Genomic DNA, 17,353 nt, shown 5'->3' on the forward strand with positions numbered 1-17,353 from the left:
TTTGCCACTAATCTGATGCCTTAAGCACAAGCCTGGATCTTTCCAGGCTTGTGCTATCAGATGCAGCAACATGATGCGTGGCTGTCTTTTTTCACTGGATACCTGATATTCGATGCGCAGTCCTTACTGGTTGTTTCTCGTTTTGCTCTTGCTGCTGGCCGGTCTGCAGTACCGCCTGTGGGTGGGCAATGGCAGTCTGGCGCAGGTCGCCGAGCTGAAACAGCAGATCGCCGATCAACATGCCGAAAACGAAGGCCTGCTGGAGCGCAACCGGGTGATGGATGCTGAAGTCAGCGAGTTGAAGAAAGGCATGGAGACCGTCGAAGAGCGGGCTCGCCACGAACTGGGCATGGTCAAGGACGGCGAAACCCTTTACCAGTTGGCCCAATGATCGATTCCCTGCCGGCCTTCTGGGCCGTGATTCCTGCCGCGGGCGTCGGTGCCCGAATGGCCGCGGACCGTCCCAAGCAATACCTGCAACTGGGCGGACGCACAATTCTCGAACACAGCCTCGGCTGTTTCCTCGATCACCCGCGCCTCAAGGGGCTGGTGGTCAGTCTTGCGGTTGACGATCCTTATTGGCCGAACCTGGCCTGTGTCAACGATTCGCGCATTCAGCGGGTCGACGGCGCAGCCGAGCGTTCCGGTTCGGTGCTCAACGCCTTGCTGCATCTGCATGCGCAGGGTGCCGACGATGACGATTGGGTGCTGGTGCACGATGCGGCCCGGCCCAATCTGAGTCGTGATGATCTCGACAAGTTGCTCGCTGAACTGGCGGATGACCCGGTGGGCGGTCTATTGGCGGTTCCCGCACGCGACACGCTTAAACGCGTTGATAAAAACGGGCGTGTGGTTGAAACGGTGGATCGCAGCGTGATCTGGCAGGCGTATACGCCGCAGATGTTTCGCCTTGGGGCTTTGCATCGGGCGTTGGCGGACAGTCTGGTCGCTGATGCGGTGATTACCGACGAGGCTTCGGCGATGGAGTGGGCCGGTCTGGCGCCGCGTCTGGTCGAAGGGCGGGCGGATAATCTCAAAGTGACCCGGCCGGAAGATCTGGAGTGGTTGCGCCAGCGTTGGGCGAACCGCCGCTGAGTTGTGCGCTGTCAGTGCTATTGCCTTCGCGAGCAGGCTCGCTCCCACCCTTGACCGCTTTTTCGACAGGTAGATGCGCTTACCCTGTGGGAGCGAGCCTGCTCGCGAAAGCGGTCGCACAGGCAACCCATCACTCAAAGCTTGTACTCTGGACGCTCCGCCAGTCCCACCTTCAAATAATCCACCAACTTGCGCACCTTCGGCGACAAATGCCGCTGCTGCGGATACAGCGCCCACACCGCCGTATTCGGCGGCTGATGCGTCTCCAGCAAGGAAATCAGCGCGCCGCTGTGCAAATGCTCGAGCACGTAATAGTCCGGCAACTGACACAACCCGACCCCCTGCAGCGCCGCATCCAGCACCGCCTGCCCACTGTTGCAGCGCCAGTTTCCCTGCACCCGCTGGGAAAATTCCCGGCCGTTCTGTTCCAGTTGCCAAATATCCGAACTGCCGATCAGGCAGTTGTGCCGACTCAACTCCGACAAACTGTGTGGGCGCCCGTACCGTTCAAGGTAGGAAGGTGACGCGCACAGGTACATGCGCCGCGGCGCCAGGCGTGTCGCGACCAACCGGGAATCCTGCAGTCGACCGAGGCGAATCGCCAGGTCCAGCCCTTCATGCACCAGGTCCAGCTGGCGATTGCTCAACTCGATGTCGATGCGCAACTGCGGATACAGGCTCATGAAGCGAGTCACCAGCGGCACGATGAAGCGTTCACCATAGGCCACCGCGCAGGTCATGCGCAGCATGCCTTTCGGTTCGCTGGTCAGATCGCCCACCGCGCGCAAGGCTTCCTCACGACCGTCCTGCAGGCGCTGGCAATGTTGCAGGAAAGTCTGCCCGGCTTCGGTCAGCGTTACGCGACGGGTACTGCGGTAGAGCAGACGCGTCTGCAAACGCTCTTCGAGCCGTACGATTTGTCGACTGATGTGTGAGGAAGAAACCCCAAGACGTTCGGCAGCGGCGGTGAATTGGTTGCACTCGGCGACGGCGACAAACTCGTCAATGCCTTCCCAGCGGTTTTCCGACACTTGGATTATCCCTGTATGGCAATAATGTTTTGCTTTCGTCCGGATTATTCCTCAGAGCGCGCTGAACTACACTGTCTGTCTGCTTTTTTATTCACTGGATTTACTGGAGAGTCAGCATGATCAAGTCACGCGCCGCCGTTGCCTTCGAGGCCAAGAAGCCCCTGGAAATCGTAGAAGTCGATGTCGCCATGCCCAAGGCCGGTGAAGTGCTGCTGCGCGTCGTCGCTTCGGGCGTGTGCCATACGGACGCCTACACCTTGTCCGGCGCAGATCCGGAAGGCATCTTCCCGTCGATCCTCGGTCACGAAGGCGGCGCTATCGTTGAAGCGATTGGCGAGGGCGTGACCTCGGTCGCCGTCGGCGATCACGTCATCCCGCTCTACACCCCTGAATGCGGCCAGTGCAAATTCTGCAAATCGGGCAAGACCAACCTCTGTCAGGCCATTCGCGCTACCCAAGGCAAAGGCCTGATGCCAGACGGCACTTCGCGTTTTTCCTACAAGGGCGAAACGATTTTCCACTACATGGGCACGTCGACCTTCTCTGAATACACCGTGCTTCCGGAAATTTCCGTGGCCAAGATCTCCAAAGATGCGCCGCTGGAAAAGGTCTGCCTGCTCGGCTGCGGCGTCACCACCGGCATCGGCGCCGTGCTCAACACCGCCAAGGTCAAACCGGGTGACACCGTGGCTATCTTCGGTCTCGGTGGTATTGGCTTGTCGGCCGTGATTGGCGCGGTGAAAGCCAAGGCCGCGCGCATCATCGCCATCGACATCAACCCGGCCAAGTTCGAAATTGCCAGGCAGCTGGGTGCTACCGACTGCGTGAACCCGAAAGACTACGATCGTCCGATTCAGGAAGTAATCGTCGACATGACCGACGGCGGCGTCGACTTTTCCTTCGAGTGCATCGGCAATGTGCAACTGATGCGCGCCGCGCTTGAGTGCTGCCACAAAGGCTGGGGCGAGTCGGTCATCATCGGTGTGGCCGGTGCCGGCCAGGAAATTGCCACTCGCCCATTCCAGCTGGTCACCGGTCGCGTCTGGCGCGGTTCGGCGTTCGGCGGCGTGCGTGGCCGCAGCGAATTGCCAAGCTACGTCGACATGGCCCAGAGCGGCGAAATCCCGCTGGATACCTTCATCACCCACACCATGGGCCTGGAAGATATCAACAAGGCGTTCGACCTGATGCACGAAGGCAAGAGCATCCGCACCGTCATACATTTCTAACAGCAGCTCCGAGCTGCAAGTTTCAAGCTGCAAGTAAAGGCATACGTGCTTTTTCTTGAAGCTTGCGGCTTGCAGCTTACAGCTAGGGAGAATCCCTTGAATCTGGAAAATATTTCCTGTCAGAAGAGTTTCGGTGGTTGGCACAAGCGCTATCGCCATCGCTCCGAAGTGCTTGATTGCGATATGGTCTTTGCCGTCTACCTGCCGCCGCAGGCGGAGCAGGGCGGCAAGCTGCCGGTGTTGTACTGGTTGTCGGGGCTGACCTGTACCGATGAGAACTTCATGCAGAAGGCCGGTGCGATGCGCATGGCCGCGCAGCTCGGTCTGATCATCGTCGCGCCGGACACCAGCCCGCGTGGCCCGGATGTCCCTGACGATGCAGAGAAGGCCTGGGACTTTGGCCTCGGCGCGGGGTTTTATCTGAACGCCACGCAGGCGCCATGGGCGCGTCACTATCGGATGCATGACTATGTCGTGAAGGAATTGCCTGCACTGGTTGAGGCGCATTTCCCCGCCTCCGACAAACGCAGCATCAGCGGCCACTCCATGGGCGGTCACGGTGCTCTGGTTTGTGCTTTGCGCAACCCCGGGCGCTATAAATCGGTGTCGGCCTTTTCGCCGATCACCCATCCGATCGATTGCCCGTGGGGCCAGAAAGCCTTTTCTCATTACCTGGGCGAAGATCGCTCGAAGTGGAAAGAGTGGGACGCGTGCGTGCTGATTGCCGATGCTGCCGAGAGGTTGCCATTGCTGGTCGATCAAGGTGATCGCGACGACTTCCTCGCCACTCAGCTCAAGCCCGAAGCCCTGCAACACGCAGCAAAACAAGCGGGGCATCCGCTGGAGTTGCGCCTGCAACCGGGCTACGACCACAGCTATTTCTTCATCTCAAGCTTCATTGACGACCACTTGCAGCATCACGCGCGCGCTCTAGGCGCCTAATGTCTGACAAAGCAGGTAGAATCACGCCCTGACAAAAATCGGGGCGTTTTTTTATGCGTATTGGCCACGGCTACGATGTGCACCGTTTCGCTGAAGGCGATTTCATTACTCTGGGCGGCGTGCGGATTGCACACGGCTTCGGGCTGCTCGCTCATTCCGACGGTGACGTCCTGCTGCACGCCTTGAGCGATGCCTTGCTCGGCGCCGCGGCGCTGGGTGATATCGGCAAACACTTCCCGGACACCGACCCGCAATTCAAGGGCGCCGACAGCCGCGTGCTGTTGCGTCACGTGGTCAGCCTGATCCACGCCAAAGGCTGGAAAATCGGCAACGTCGATAACACCATCGTTGCCCAGGCGCCGAAAATGGCGCCGCATATCGAATCGATGCGCGCGCTGATCGCGGCGGATCTTCAAGTTGAGTTGGATCAAGTGAACGTCAAAGCTACCACCACCGAAAAGCTTGGCTTTGTCGGTCGCGAAGAAGGCATCGCCGTGCACTCCGTTGCCTTGTTGCTGCGCGCATGAATGAACTGCAATTGCTCGGCCCGCGGGCCTATGGCGAGCCCCTCGGCACAGCGGTACTGAAGGCCATCGCCGAAGATTTTCAGGTCGATGAAGTGCTGGATATCCCGTTCAGCGGTGACGGCGAACATCTGTGGATCTGGGTGGAAAAGCGCGGCCTCAATACCGAAGAAGCGGCGCGGCGTATTGCCAAGGCCGCGGGCGTGCCGTTGCGCACCGTCAGCTATGCCGGGCTCAAGGATCGTCAGGCCCTGACCCGACAGTGGTTCAGCGTGCAACTGCCGGGCAAGGCCGATCCGGATCTGTCGGCAGCGGAAAACGACGCGCTGAAGATCCTCAAGACCACGCGCCATAAACGCAAGCTGCAGCGCGGCGCGCATTCGGCCAATGGCTTCACCCTGCGCCTGACTCAATTCAATGGCGACAGAGACGCGATCGAACAGCGGCTGCAACTGATCGCCAGACAAGGCATCCCCAATTATTTCGGCGCCCAGCGCTTTGGCCATGACGGCGGCAACGTTGTCGATGCGCGTGCCTGGGCCGCACGCAAGGCCTTGCCGGAACAGCGCAATGTGCGTTCGCGCTTGCTGTCGACGGCACGTAGTTATCTCTTCAACCAAGTGCTGGCGGCGCGCGTCGCCGATGGCACCTGGAATACCGCACTGGTCGGCGATCTGTTGGCGTTCACCGACAGCCGCAGTTTTTTCCCCGCCGGTGAGGCCGAGTGCAGCGACCCGCGTCTGGCGATTCTCGACCTGCACCCGACCGGTCCGCAGTGGGGCGAAGGTGACTCGCCTGCCGCTGGCGCAGTCCATGAACTGGAGCAGGCGATCGCCGCCCGCGAAGCGGATCTGCGCGACTGGTTGATTCACGCCGGCATGAGCCATGAACGTCGCATCCTGCGTCTGCCCATTGGCGGGTTGACGTGGCATTATCCCCAACCTGACATTCTGCAACTGGAATTCGTCCTCCCGGCCGGATGCTTTGCCACCGTATTGGTGCGCGAGCTCGTTGATCTGGTGCCGGTGGGGCAGACGGACAGCCCATGCGTATTCTGATTTCTAACGACGATGGGGTAACCGCACCCGGTCTTGCCGCGCTTTATGCTGCGCTGGCGGATTACACCGAATGCGTGGTTATCGCCCCGGAACAGGACAAAAGCGGCGCCAGCAGTTCGCTGACGCTCGACCGTCCGCTGCACCCGCAATACCTGGCCAACGGCTTTATCAGCCTCAACGGCACACCGACCGATTGCATTCACCTGGGGCTCAATGGCCTGTTGGAACGCGAGGCCGATATGGTGGTTTCCGGCATCAACCTGGGCGCCAACCTCGGTGACGACGTGCTGTATTCCGGAACCGTGGCGGCTGCGCTTGAAGGACGATTTCTCGAGCGTCCAGCCTTTGCATTCTCATTGGTCTCGCGTCAGGTGGATAACCTGCCGACGGCGGCGTACATCGCGCGTAAGCTGGTCGAGGCCCACGCCGGGCTCGATCTGCCACCGCGCACGGTGCTCAACGTGAACATTCCCAATCTGCCTATCGATCACATCCGTGGCATCCAGCTGACCCGCCTCGGCCATCGCGCCCGCGCGGCGGCGCCGATGAAAGTGGTCGATCCGCGTGGCAAGGCCGGTTACTGGATTGCCGCCGCCGGCGACGCCGAAGACGGCGGCCCGGGCACTGATTTTCATGCCGTCATGCAGGGCTATGTGTCCATCACGCCGTTGCAGCTCGATCGCACCTTCAATGATGCGTTCAGAAGTCTCGATGGCTGGCTGGGAGGATTGAGCTGATGCGTGAGCATGATGATCGCCTGCGCAGCGGCATAGGCATGACTTCCCAGCGCACCCGCGAGCGGCTGATCCAGCGTCTGTATGAAGAGGGCGTGTCGAACGCCAAAGTGCTGGAAGTGATCCGCCGCACGCCGCGTCACCTGTTTGTCGACGAGGCGCTGGCGCACCGGGCTTACGAAGACACCGCGCTGCCGATCGGCAACAACCAGACGATTTCCCAGCCTTACATGGTGGCGCGCATGAGCGAGCTGCTGCTGGAGGCGGGCCCGTTGGACAAGGTACTGGAGATCGGTACCGGCTCCGGCTACCAGACGGCGGTATTGTCGCAACTGGTTGAGCGGGTGTTTTCGGTCGAGCGCATCAAGGTTCTGCAGGATCGCGCCAAGGAGCGTCTGGTCGAGTTGAACCTGCGTAATGTGGTGTTTCGCTGGGGTGATGGCTGGGAAGGCTGGCCGGCGCTGGCGCCGTATAACGGCATCATCGTCACCGCTGTGGCGACCGACGTGCCGCAAGCGTTGCTTGATCAACTGGCGCCCGGTGGACGCATGGTGATTCCGGTCGGCTCCGGTGAAGTGCAACAACTGATGCTGATCGTGCGCGAAGAACACGGCTTTTCCCGACACGTTCTGGGGGCCGTCCGCTTCGTGCCTTTGCTCAACGGGCCACTGGCCTGAGCATTTGCAGACAGGCGCTGAATTCCTTTCAACGGCGCCGGTCTTACAGCGGCAGCCAGAGATTAAACGCAGCGTACTTGCCACTGGCAAACGTGTGCGTCCGGTGATTTCGCTTCATTAAAGGTAAAGCCGATTCGGCCCGTTATACTTGCGACACCTCATGCCGCGGTGCGGCATTCAGAATTTTCAGCCACCACAAAGGGAGCGGCGGGTGAGTCTCACAGTCATTGCGCAGCGTATGGGTAACACGAGCTTTCAGCGCCTGGTGACTGGCCTTGTCTTGAGCACCTTGCTGGTCGGTTGCTCCAGCACCAAATCGAGCAACGTGCGCGTTGTTGATCGCAACAATGCGGTGGCGCAACGTCCTACCGTCACCACCGGGCAGTATGTAGTCCGTCCCGGCGATACTTTGTTTTCGATCGCCTTTCGTTACGGCTGGGACTACAAAACCCTCGCCGCGCGGAACAACATTCCTACGCCGTATACGATCCATCCTGGTCAGACAATTCGCTTTGACGGCCGTAGCGGTTCAACACCGACGGCGGTGGTGAGCAACTCCAGTTCTTCACCTTCTTCGTCGAGTAAAACCACGGTAATCCGGCGCCAGGCGAATGGCACCACCACCACTACAACCACCGGTTCCAAAGGGGTTGTACCGTCCGTCGCGAGCAAACCGGCGCCCGCTCCTCTGCCTCCGGCAGGCCCGGCCCCGACCGGCTGGGGATGGCCATCTAATGGCGTTCTGATTGGAAAATTCTCTTCAAACGGTAGTTTGAATAAAGGAATTGATATCGCCGGAGATTTGGGACAGCCTGTTTTAGCTGCGTCTGATGGGACCGTCGTATACGCCGGGAGTGGCTTAAGGGGCTACGGCGAATTGGTGATCATCAAACACAGCGAAACCTACGTCAGTGCTTACGGACATAACCGCAGGCTGTTGGTTCGGGAGGGGCAGCAGGTCAAGGTCGGACAGACAATTGCCGAAATGGGGTCAACGGGTACAGACCGGGTGAAACTGCATTTTGAGATTCGCCGCCAAGGTAAACCAGTGGATCCGCTGCAGTTCCTGCCAAGACGTTGATTTGAAGGCCAGCCTGTTCCGTCGCGTAGAGGGGACAGGCTCCAGCGTTGCCAAGGATAAAGGCGTCGCTTGAGCTTGGGGTCGAACTCACCAAAGGACTATAACAATGGCTCTCAGTAAAGAAGTGCCGGAGTTTGACATCGACGATGAGGTTCTCCTTATGGAGGCCGGCATCGATTCGGAATCTTCGATGTCGAATGATGAAGGGGCTGCTCCACCTTCCGTTCGTTCCAAATCCAGACAATCCGCTTCACTTAAACAACACAAGTACATCGACTACACCCGGGCACTTGATGCCACGCAGCTGTATCTCAACGAAATCGGCTTTTCCCCTCTGCTCTCCCCGGAAGAAGAAGTTCATTTTGCGCGCTTGTCGCAAAGTGGCGACCCGGCCGGACGCAAGCGCATGATCGAAAGTAACCTGCGGCTGGTCGTCAAGATCGCTCGGCGTTACGTCAATCGGGGGCTGTCGCTGCTGGATCTGATTGAAGAGGGCAACCTCGGATTGATCCGCGCGGTAGAAAAATTTGATCCCGAGCGCGGCTTCCGCTTCTCGACCTACGCCACGTGGTGGATCCGTCAGACCATCGAACGCGCGATCATGAATCAGACCCGGACCATCCGGTTGCCGATTCATGTGGTCAAGGAGCTCAATGTGTACCTGCGGGCTGCACGGGAGCTGACGCAAAAACTCGATCACGAACCTTCACCCGAAGAAATTGCCAACCTGCTGGAAAAACCGGTGGGCGAGGTCAAGCGCATGCTCGGCCTGAATGAACGGGTTTCTTCGGTCGACGTCTCGCTGGGTCCGGATTCGGATAAAACCCTGCTGGACACCCTCACTGACGATCGTCCGACCGATCCGTGCGAACTGCTGCAGGATGACGACCTGTCGCAAAGCATTGATCAATGGCTGTCGGAACTGACCGACAAGCAGCGCGAGGTGGTGATCCGCCGCTTCGGCCTGCGCGGTCACGAAAGCAGCACGCTGGAGGACGTAGGCCTGGAGATCGGTCTGACCCGTGAACGGGTACGGCAGATCCAGGTGGAGGGCCTCAAGCGCCTTCGCGAGATCCTTGAGAAAAATGGCCTGTCGAGCGAGTCGCTGTTTCAATAAGCGCTTGCCCGACCGCCCGCAAAAAGCCCCGGCTGATTTGATCAGCCGGGGCTTTTTGTTTTTCGAGCACGGCTAATCGTGCTTTCGGCAGCCACCAGACAAGCGGTTGGCAATTTCTGAATTTGTAGTCTCGCGCTGTAAGCCTTTGCTTACTATGCCGTAAGTGTTCGTTATTTTTACACTTCGGTGGAAGGCGATTGCGTTCGCTTCCATTACGCAACCGTCTGTTTCTATTGGGTTTCATGTAAATGTTATGCGCTTATGACAGCGCGAGCGCGTGCCTGAGGCCAATTGCTCGTCTGGGGAAACTCTCTAATATCTCAACTGTGTCGACGGACAGACACGCCCTTCAAGGAAGAGGGGAACGGACATCGCAGGAGGCGATTCATCAGGACGATGAAAAGGAATACAGGGAATAGGGAAAAAATGTGGGCGGGTCATACCGCCCCTTTTTTCGCCTGCAGAAAAGTAATCTCTGCAAAAAGAAAAAAGGCCCGCAAGGGGCCTTTTCATTCGAACGCGGGGCAGATCAGCGTTCGAGTTGTTCGATCTTGTTCGGCTTGCCATCCCACTCGGCAGACTCCGGAAGGGGATCCTTGCGCTCGGTGATGTTCGGCCAGACATCCGCCAGCTCGGCATTGAGCTCGATGAAGTTTTCCATGCCGCTGGGGATCTCATCTTCCGAGAAGATCGCCACAGCCGGGCATTCTGGTTCACACAGCGCGCAATCGATGCACTCGTCCGGGTGGATCACCAGGAAGTTCGGGCCTTCGTAAAAGCAGTCCACCGGACAGACTTCTACGCAGTCGGTGTACTTGCACTTGATGCAGTTGTCGGTGACGACGAAGGTCATTTCTAATTTTCTCCTCAGGCGGCGGCAGCGTAGCCCCTTCACGGTTGGGGTCGCCAGGTTCGGGAGCGATACCTGCTGACCAGGCTATGAGCCAGCAGCATCCCGAACCGCGCGAGATTCTAACAGCTTGAAGCGATTTGCGTTATATCCGCTTCTTCAGTGCTTATATCCGGTTCTTCAGTGCATAGAGCATTTCGAGCGCACGCCGTGGCGTCATGTCGTCGAGGTCGACTTTGGCTAATTCGTCCAGCACCGGATGTGGCAGCGAGGCGAACATGTCGCTTTGCTGCGGCGTCGACGGTTTGCCCTTGGCTGCAGGTTTCGGCGCCTCGTGGGGCAGGGCGGTGTCTTCCAGCCGACTCAAATGCTCACGCGCGCGCAGGATCACTTCGCTCGGCACACCCGCCAGTTGCGCCACCGCCAGGCCATAGCTCTGGCTGGCAGGCCCGGGCAGAACGTGGTGCAGGAACACGATGCGCTCGTTGTGCTCGGTAGCGTTGAGATGCACGTTGGCTACCAGAGGTTCGGCTTCTGGCAGCACGGTCAGTTCAAAATAGTGCGTGGCGAACAGGGTATAGGCGCGCAGATGGGCCAAGCGCTCGGCGGCTGCCCACGCCAGCGACAGACCGTCGAAGGTGCTGGTGCCGCGGCCGACTTCGTCCATCAGCACCAGACTGCGTTCGGTGGCGTTATGCAGGATGTTGGCGGTTTCGCTCATCTCGACCATGAAGGTCGAACGGCCACCGGCGAGGTCATCGCTGGAACCGATGCGGGTGAAGATGCGGTCGACCAGCGACAACTCGCAACTGGCGGCCGGTACGAAACTGCCGATATGCGCCAGCAATACGATCAGCGCGGTCTGACGCATGTAGGTGGATTTACCGCCCATGTTCGGGCCGGTAATCACCAGCATGCGCGTGTTGTCGTCGAGGCTCAGATCGTTGGCCACGAACGGTGTGGTCAACACTTGCTCGACCACCGGGTGACGACCCTGGGTGATGCGCATGCACGGCTCGCTGACAAATTGCGGGCAGTTCAGATCGAGGTTCAGCGCACGCTCGGCGAGGTTGCTCAACACGTCCAGTTCGGCCAAAGCCCCCGCGGTGTCCTGCAACGGCGGCAACTGGCTGATCAGATCTTCCAGCAGCGCTTCGTACAGCATCTTCTCCCGGGCCAGCGCGCGACTCTTGGCGGACAGTGCCTTGTCTTCGAACTCTTTCAGCTCAGGGGTGATGAAGCGCTCGGCGCCTTTCAAGGTCTGGCGGCGGATGTAGTCGGCCGGCGCCGATTCGGCCTGCTTGCTCGGCAGTTCGATGAAGTAGCCGTGGATGCGGTTGTAGCCGACTTTCAGATTGGCCAGACCGGTACGGGCCTTCTCCCGGGCTTCGAGATCGATGAGGAACTGGCCGGCGTTTTCGCTCAGTGATTGCAGTTCATCGAGTTCGCTGTCGTAACCGGTTTTCAACACGCCGCCGTCACGGATCACCGCTGGCGGGTTATCGATGATGGCTTTTTCCAGCAATGCAGCCAATTCCGGATAGGTGCTGGTGGTGGCCGCCAGATGCTGCAAGTGCGGCGCCTCCAGATCGGTCATCGCCACTTGCAGTTCGGGCAGCGCGCCGAGGGCATCACGCAGACGTGCGAGGTCGCGAGGGCGGGCATTGCGCAGACCGATCCGCGCGAGAATCCGCTCGATGTCGCCGATTTCCTTGAGCTGCGGTTGCAGCTTTTCAAAGCGATAACCGTCGAGCAGGCAGCGGATCGACGTCTGGCGTGCCAGCAGCACGGTGAGGTCGCGCAACGGCCGGTTCAGCCAACGAGTGAGCAAGCGGCTGCCCATGGCGGTCTGGCAGCGATCGACCACCGATTGCAGGGTGTTATCTCGGCCGCCGGCCAGGTTAGTGTCCAGCTCCAGATTGCGCCGGCTGGCGCCGTCGAGCACCACGGTGTCGTCGAGACGTTCGTGACGCAGGCTGCGCAAGTGGGGAAGGGCAGTGCGCTGGGTTTCCTTGGCGTAGGCCAACAGGCAACCGGCGGCGCCAATGGCCAGGGTCAGGTTCTCGCAGCCGAAGCCTTTCAGGTCCTGAGTGGAAAACTGCTGGCAGAGACTTTTCAGCGCCGAATCACGCTCGAAATCCCACGGCGCGCGACGGCGTACGCCACGGCGTTTTTCTGCTGGCAGGTCTTTCGGCCAGTCATCCGGAATCAGCAATTCCACCGGGTTGACCCGCTCCAGTTCCGCGAGCAGGTTTTCCCAGCCTTTGATCTCGAGCACGGTGAAGTTGCCGCTGGTGATGTCCAGCACCGCCAGACCGAATAGACGCTCATCGCCCAATACCGCTGCAATCAGGTTATCGCGGCGCTCATCCAGCAGCGCTTCATCACTGACCGTCCCCGGCGTGATGATCCGCACCACCTGGCGCTCGACCGGGCCTTTGCTGGTGGCCGGGTCGCCGACCTGCTCGCAAATCACCACAGACTCGCCGAGCTTGACCAGTTTCGCCAGGTACCCTTCCGCCGCATGGTAAGGAATCCCACACATCGGAATCGCCTGACCTGCCGACTGCCCGCGCGCGGTCAGGGTGATGTCCAGCAACTTGGCGGCTTTCTTCGCATCTTCGTAGAAGATCTCGTAGAAATCGCCCATGCGATAGAACATCAGCTGATCCGGGTGCTGGTTCTTCAGGCGCCAGTATTGCTGCATCATCGGAGTGTGGGAGGACAGGTCGGAGACGGCTTTATTCATCGGATTGTCGGGCAACTCGTTAGAAGATGTAGGGCAAAGCGCGGGCAGTGGCCGGGCTTTTCCGCGATGGGCGCAAGGTTACCATGGGCGGTCTGCCTGACGCAGGCGCTGCGGTCGGGTGAGCCTTTACTTGCAGAGAAAAGTTGATCCATGCACGATTTATGCAAATCAGCATTTGTCTTCACGAAAAACTTCAAGCACTATGCGCGTTATGCAAAAACGCAACGTTTCCTCCGTCTTAAGAGCACTGCTCGACCAGCACGGGATCTCCCCCACGGAGCTCCACCGTCGCACCGGCGTGCCTCAATCCACGCTCTCGCGGATTCTCAGCGGGAAGATTGTCGATCCTTCGGATAAGCACATCTCGAAGATCGCTGAATACTTCAACGTCAGCACCGATCAATTGCGCGGGCGTGCGGACGTTGCATCGACCGCGGGCGGCGCCCGCGAAGACGTGCATGCGGAACTCAAGGACATCATGCTGTGGGACGATGACACCCCCGTCGAGGATGACGAAGTGTCCGTGCCCTTTCTACGCGAGGTTGAATTGGCAGCTGGATCAGGAAGATTCGTCATCGAAGAGAGCGAACGCTCCAGCCTGCGCTTCGGCAAGCGCAGCCTGCGCCACAACGGCGTGCAGTTCGACCAGGCCAAATGCGTAACGGTGCGCGGCAACAGCATGTTACCGGTCCTGCGCGATGGGGCGACTGTCGGCGTCAACGCCGGCAAGTGCGGTATTGGCGACATCATTGATGGCGACCTGTATGCGATCAATCACAACGGCCAGTTGCGCGTGAAGCAACTCTATCGACTGCCCACCGGCATTCGTCTGCGCAGCTTCAACCGGGACGAGCATCCGGACGAGGACTACAGCTTCCAGGAAATCCAGGAAGAGCAGATCGTTATCCTCGGTCACGTCTTCTGGTGGGGCATGTACGCCCGCTAACCCCTTTCGATCCAACTGAAACCTGCCGCTCGGCAGGTTTTTTTTCGCCTGCAGAAATCCATCCAGCCCTTGTCCTGCGCGGTTTCCATGCATGCGTGCAAAACAAATGCATAAATAAATGCATTTATGCATTGACTGTATATGCATCCATGCATATTCTTGCCGCCAAGCCGCTCGACAAAGCGGCTGGCAAGACAAGCTCTTTAGTTCCACAAGAACAGGCAGCGATGAACCGGCCTCAACGGTTCAGAGGGTTGGCAACTGACCCGGGTGTGCAGCGTAAAGCACCAGAAGCAGTTATCCGGCGGGCAGGGACCGCGGTCGGAAAAACAATTTGAACGGACTCGTACCGCGCCAGTAGCGCCGAAAAGTCAGCTTCCTTCTCGAACACAGGATTTGAAGGAAGGCGAAGGAGCGCATTACTGAAAAGCCCGGCGTGCAAGCGCCGGGCTTTTTGGAATGCCTGCCTTGTTCATCAGCTTCGATGAAAGGTGCGCAGATGCGCAGAACGGTATTTGCCAGTCAATCAAAGGAAAACATATATGAACCGATACGTGCTTCTTGAATCCGCCGGTACCAGCTTCTCTGTTGTCGTACAGGTCGTTGATACTGATAGCTACACCTCCCCCCCAGTGCCGGACGGGTCCACTGGTTTCTGGTTGCGGGTAGCAGAAAATACAGTCGTGCAGGTGGGATGGATTTCCCGCAACAGCGCTTCCGGACCGACATTCAATGCACCCACTCATGACGATCAAATCGCCATTGCCGCTGGCCGCGTGAGAATGCTGCTGCTTGCCGCTCTCGACTGGCTGCCACACCACACCCTGCAATACAAAGTTGAGCTCGGTGTGGCCAGCCCCGCCGAACAGGTCCTGTTGTTGACTTTCAAGCAATACGTTATTGCCCTCGATGAAGTAAAAAACCAGGCGGGTTATCCGACCGAGATCAGCTGGCCGATCGCTCCCTTCTGATTCGTCATCCTGACCAAAACAATCAAAACCAACGCACACTGGAAAGTCTGGAAATTACCGGGCTTTTGGAATGCCTACCAAGGCAGCACTGCAACGCCGGAATGCCGGCACTCAATAAGGATAATGAGCATGAAGAAGTACGCACGTGTCGTTGCTGGCCAAGTCGATAACATTTATGAAACCGCTAACCCGATCACCGATGAGTTTCCGGCGGACCAGGTCTGGGTGGATGTCAGCGCATTGCCCAAGATCGATTATTCCTGGAACGCGGTGAACACCGACGGCGTCTGGACATTTACCGATAGCGACATGTGGGGGCAACCGACCCTGTTGGCTATTCGCATGCGTAACGAACGAGTGACTCGCTTCGATAAAGTCAACTTCACCCTGGCATCGTCAGCGCTGGTACAAAAAGTCGAACTGGGGCTGGCAACACCTGCTGAAGAGGCCGCACTGCTCGCCTACAAGCAGTTCTTCATCGAGATGAGCCAAGTCAACAAACAGCCGGGCTATCCACTGAGCGTCATTTGGCCTGAAGTGCCATAAGCGACAGGGCCCGGCTGTTGGCCCACAAGCAATACTGCATCGCCCTCAGCGACATCGATCAGCAGTCGGGTTATCCGGCGAACATCACGTGGCCAGTCGCACCTTACTGATTCCAGCCCGAGTAATCGATCGGCGGGACCGCATTACTGAAAAGCCTGGCGCAAGGCCGGGCTTTTTGGAATGCCTGCCTGAAGAGACATTATTTGAACTCAATTCCCATCTATCACCCACTGCCCACGGAGGCGTGACATGACAAACGAGCAACAAGCGTTGGCGGACATGCCGATCTGGCTGGTCATCCTGCTCGCCGTGATCGGTGGGGTGTCCGGCGAAATGTGGCGCGCCGACAAGGAGGGCGCACGCGGCTGGTCGCTGGTGCGGCGTCTGGCCCTGCGCTCCGGCGCCTGCATGATCTGCGGCGTCTCGGCGATCATGCTGCTGTACGCCGCAGGCTTGTCGATCTGGGCCGCTGGCGCGTTCGGCTGCCTGACCGCGATGGCCGGCGCCGACGTCGCCATCGGTCTTTACGAACGCTGGGCGGCCAAGCGCATCGGCGTCTGCGAAGTCCCGCCGCGCGACCACCCTTAACCCTGAATATTTCTCCGTGCCGCCATTTTGGCGGCAGGGCTGCGCGTGGACGATTGAAAAGGAGGTCATCTATGCCCACACCGATCCAACAGCCGTCGCACCTGTTTACAGCCATCGCGACGACCCTGCGTAACACCACCGGTTTGAACGTCAATGTCGGCAGTCACGATGACTTCACAGCGGCGGGCGATCAGGCCTGGGTACTGATCGACTTTGACCGGAATGCATCCGGCGTGCGCGCCGCTGATGGGCGTATCGCTCATGTAATGACGTTGTCACTGCAAGTCGTCCCGGCGCTTTCTGCGACCGCTTTTGCTTCGTGCGACCTGATCGCTGTGCTGAAAAACCTGATCACCGACAATCGCTGGGGATTGCCCGGCGACCAATGCGATCTGCCCATGAATATCGACGGATTGCCCTCGTTGCTTATCCGTGCCGATCAACAATACAAGGCCTGGACCCTGACCTTCGAGCAGACCCTCTACCTCGGTCCGACCCTGCTCGACGATCCGCTCGGCGTGCCCAAATTTGCCCGCACCTGGGAAGTCAGCAATATCGACGATCCCGAGCAATACACCGCGCTGGAGGATTGACCAATGTTCGACGCATTACTGCGTATGCAGCTCGGCCCGATCATTGAGCGTCTGGCGGAAATGGAAGCGGAAATCGAAGACCTGCATCGCCGCGCCGAGAGTTTCTGCCGTATTGGTATCTGTCAGTCGGTCGATGCGGCGAGCAACACTTGCCAGGTCAGCCATGGCGGATTGCTCACGCCGGCGATCAAGTTCTTCAACCCTAGTGCCGGTACGCAAAGCGAATCGCGCATCCCGACCGTGGGCGAGCAGTGTCTGCTGTTCAACTATGGCAGCGGTGAAAGCGGTGCGCAGAGTGTCGCGTTATTCGGCTTGAACAGTGACCGTTTCCCCCCTGCGTCGACTGTACCGACGCTGACCCGTCGGGTGCATCAGGACGGCAGTGAAAGCGGTTACGACGACGCCAGCCACGCCTTGCACTGGCTGAACGGACCCACGCAATTCATCGGGTCTCGCGAGTCGCTCGAACTGAGCATCGGCCCGGCACGTCTGGCCATGACGCCACAACTGATCACCCTGCAACTGGGCGCAGTCGGCCTGAGCATCGACGCCTCGGGCGTGCACTTCAGCGGCCCCTTGGTCGACCACCAGGGCCGCATCATCAGCCCCTGATTCAAGAGCT

General features: G+C 59.2%; 20 protein-coding genes. 17 read left to right on the plus strand and 3 right to left on the minus strand.

What is annotated here, in order from left to right; genetic code table 11:
* The first annotated feature begins 112 nt into the window (after positions 1-112).
* Positions 113-391 (plus strand): cell division protein FtsB, encoded by a 279-nt coding sequence (gene ftsB, locus LIS66_RS05545; RefSeq protein WP_007964293.1) that lies wholly within the window; start codon positions 113-115, stop codon positions 389-391.
* A complete protein-coding gene (gene ispD, locus LIS66_RS05550; protein WP_042606991.1) occupies positions 388-1,095 on the plus strand; it encodes a 2-C-methyl-D-erythritol 4-phosphate cytidylyltransferase in 708 nt (235 codons plus the stop codon). Before ftsB ends, ispD begins: the two co-directional genes overlap by 4 nt.
* Positions 1,096-1,229: 134 nt before the next feature.
* Here ispD and LIS66_RS05555 read toward each other — a convergent pair whose 3' ends face one another.
* Positions 1,230-2,126, minus strand: a complete 897-nt coding sequence (locus tag LIS66_RS05555; protein ID WP_227973780.1) for a LysR substrate-binding domain-containing protein — start codon at positions 2,124-2,126, stop codon at positions 1,230-1,232.
* A gap of 116 nt (positions 2,127-2,242) precedes the next feature.
* On the opposite strand from LIS66_RS05555, the gene LIS66_RS05560 reads away from it, so the two are divergent.
* The 8 genes from LIS66_RS05560 to rpoS all read left to right on the plus strand — a co-directional run bounded on the left by LIS66_RS05560 (position 2,243) and on the right by rpoS (position 9,488).
* Positions 2,243-3,355, plus strand: a complete 1,113-nt coding sequence (locus LIS66_RS05560) for an S-(hydroxymethyl)glutathione dehydrogenase/class III alcohol dehydrogenase (RefSeq protein ID WP_042606993.1) — start codon at positions 2,243-2,245, stop codon at positions 3,353-3,355.
* Between the two features lie 96 nt (positions 3,356-3,451).
* Positions 3,452-4,297 (plus strand): S-formylglutathione hydrolase, encoded by an 846-nt coding sequence (gene fghA, locus LIS66_RS05565; protein WP_064364246.1) that lies wholly within the window; start codon positions 3,452-3,454, stop codon positions 4,295-4,297.
* 53 nt (positions 4,298-4,350) lie between these two features.
* Positions 4,351-4,824, plus strand: coding sequence for a 2-C-methyl-D-erythritol 2,4-cyclodiphosphate synthase (gene ispF, locus LIS66_RS05570; RefSeq protein ID WP_042606995.1), 474 nt, complete (start codon positions 4,351-4,353; stop codon positions 4,822-4,824).
* Positions 4,821-5,879 (plus strand): tRNA pseudouridine(13) synthase TruD, encoded by a 1,059-nt coding sequence (gene truD, locus LIS66_RS05575; RefSeq protein WP_227973781.1) that lies wholly within the window; start codon positions 4,821-4,823, stop codon positions 5,877-5,879. Before ispF ends, truD begins: the two co-directional genes overlap by 4 nt.
* On the plus strand, positions 5,867-6,616 hold the full coding sequence (gene surE / locus LIS66_RS05580; RefSeq protein WP_227973782.1) for a 5'/3'-nucleotidase SurE: 750 nt from the start codon (positions 5,867-5,869) through the stop codon (positions 6,614-6,616). The genes truD and surE overlap by 13 nt, the downstream gene beginning before the upstream one ends.
* A 38-nt stretch (positions 6,617-6,654) precedes the next feature.
* On the plus strand, positions 6,655-7,290 hold the full coding sequence (locus LIS66_RS05585; protein WP_160768345.1) for a protein-L-isoaspartate(D-aspartate) O-methyltransferase: 636 nt from the start codon (positions 6,655-6,657) through the stop codon (positions 7,288-7,290).
* Between the two features lie 211 nt (positions 7,291-7,501).
* A complete protein-coding gene (locus tag LIS66_RS05590) occupies positions 7,502-8,371 on the plus strand; it encodes a peptidoglycan DD-metalloendopeptidase family protein (protein ID WP_041478115.1) in 870 nt (289 codons plus the stop codon).
* A gap of 106 nt (positions 8,372-8,477) precedes the next feature.
* Positions 8,478-9,488 carry an RNA polymerase sigma factor RpoS gene (gene rpoS / locus LIS66_RS05595; RefSeq protein ID WP_042606998.1) on the plus strand — a complete coding sequence of 337 codons (1,011 nt, stop codon included), beginning with the start codon at positions 8,478-8,480 and terminating at the stop codon, positions 9,486-9,488.
* Positions 9,489-10,017: 529 nt separating this feature from the next.
* On the opposite strand, the gene fdxA is transcribed toward rpoS, so the two are convergent.
* Both fdxA and mutS read right to left on the minus strand, forming a co-directional pair.
* The gene (fdxA, locus tag LIS66_RS05600) at positions 10,018-10,341 is read right to left on the minus strand and encodes a ferredoxin FdxA (RefSeq protein ID WP_042606999.1); all 324 of its coding nucleotides are present in this window, start codon (positions 10,339-10,341) and stop codon (positions 10,018-10,020) included.
* 163 nt (positions 10,342-10,504) lie between these two features.
* Positions 10,505-13,087 (minus strand): DNA mismatch repair protein MutS, encoded by a 2,583-nt coding sequence (mutS, locus tag LIS66_RS05605; RefSeq protein WP_042607000.1) that lies wholly within the window; start codon positions 13,085-13,087, stop codon positions 10,505-10,507.
* 211 nt (positions 13,088-13,298) lie between these two features.
* On the opposite strand from mutS, the gene LIS66_RS05610 reads away from it, so the two are divergent.
* From LIS66_RS05610 to LIS66_RS05640, 7 genes are all read left to right on the plus strand, one after another.
* The gene (locus LIS66_RS05610) at positions 13,299-14,033 is read left to right on the plus strand and encodes a LexA family transcriptional regulator (protein ID WP_042607001.1); all 735 of its coding nucleotides are present in this window, start codon (positions 13,299-13,301) and stop codon (positions 14,031-14,033) included.
* 542 nt (positions 14,034-14,575) lie between these two features.
* Complete coding sequence (locus LIS66_RS05615) at positions 14,576-15,004, plus strand: tail fiber assembly protein (RefSeq protein WP_227973783.1); 429 nt, start codon at positions 14,576-14,578, stop codon at positions 15,002-15,004.
* Positions 15,005-15,133: 129 nt separating this feature from the next.
* On the plus strand, positions 15,134-15,550 hold the full coding sequence (locus tag LIS66_RS05620) for a hypothetical protein (protein ID WP_042607003.1): 417 nt from the start codon (positions 15,134-15,136) through the stop codon (positions 15,548-15,550).
* Positions 15,551-15,567: 17 nt separating this feature from the next.
* The gene (locus tag LIS66_RS05625; protein ID WP_227973784.1) at positions 15,568-15,660 is read left to right on the plus strand and encodes a phage tail assembly chaperone; all 93 of its coding nucleotides are present in this window, start codon (positions 15,568-15,570) and stop codon (positions 15,658-15,660) included.
* A gap of 139 nt (positions 15,661-15,799) precedes the next feature.
* Positions 15,800-16,138 (plus strand): phage holin family protein, encoded by a 339-nt coding sequence (locus tag LIS66_RS05630; RefSeq protein WP_042607005.1) that lies wholly within the window; start codon positions 15,800-15,802, stop codon positions 16,136-16,138.
* A gap of 71 nt (positions 16,139-16,209) precedes the next feature.
* Entirely contained in the window at positions 16,210-16,731 is a 522-nt protein-coding gene (locus LIS66_RS05635; protein ID WP_227973785.1) for a hypothetical protein, read from the plus strand.
* 3 nt (positions 16,732-16,734) lie between these two features.
* Positions 16,735-17,343 (plus strand): phage baseplate assembly protein V, encoded by a 609-nt coding sequence (locus tag LIS66_RS05640; RefSeq protein WP_042607007.1) that lies wholly within the window; start codon positions 16,735-16,737, stop codon positions 17,341-17,343.
* Positions 17,344-17,353 lie beyond the last annotated feature (10 nt).

The organism is Pseudomonas sp. HN2 (assembly GCF_020736465.1).
GTDB classification, from domain to species: Bacteria; Pseudomonadota; Gammaproteobacteria; order Pseudomonadales; family Pseudomonadaceae; genus Aquipseudomonas; species Aquipseudomonas moraviensis_A.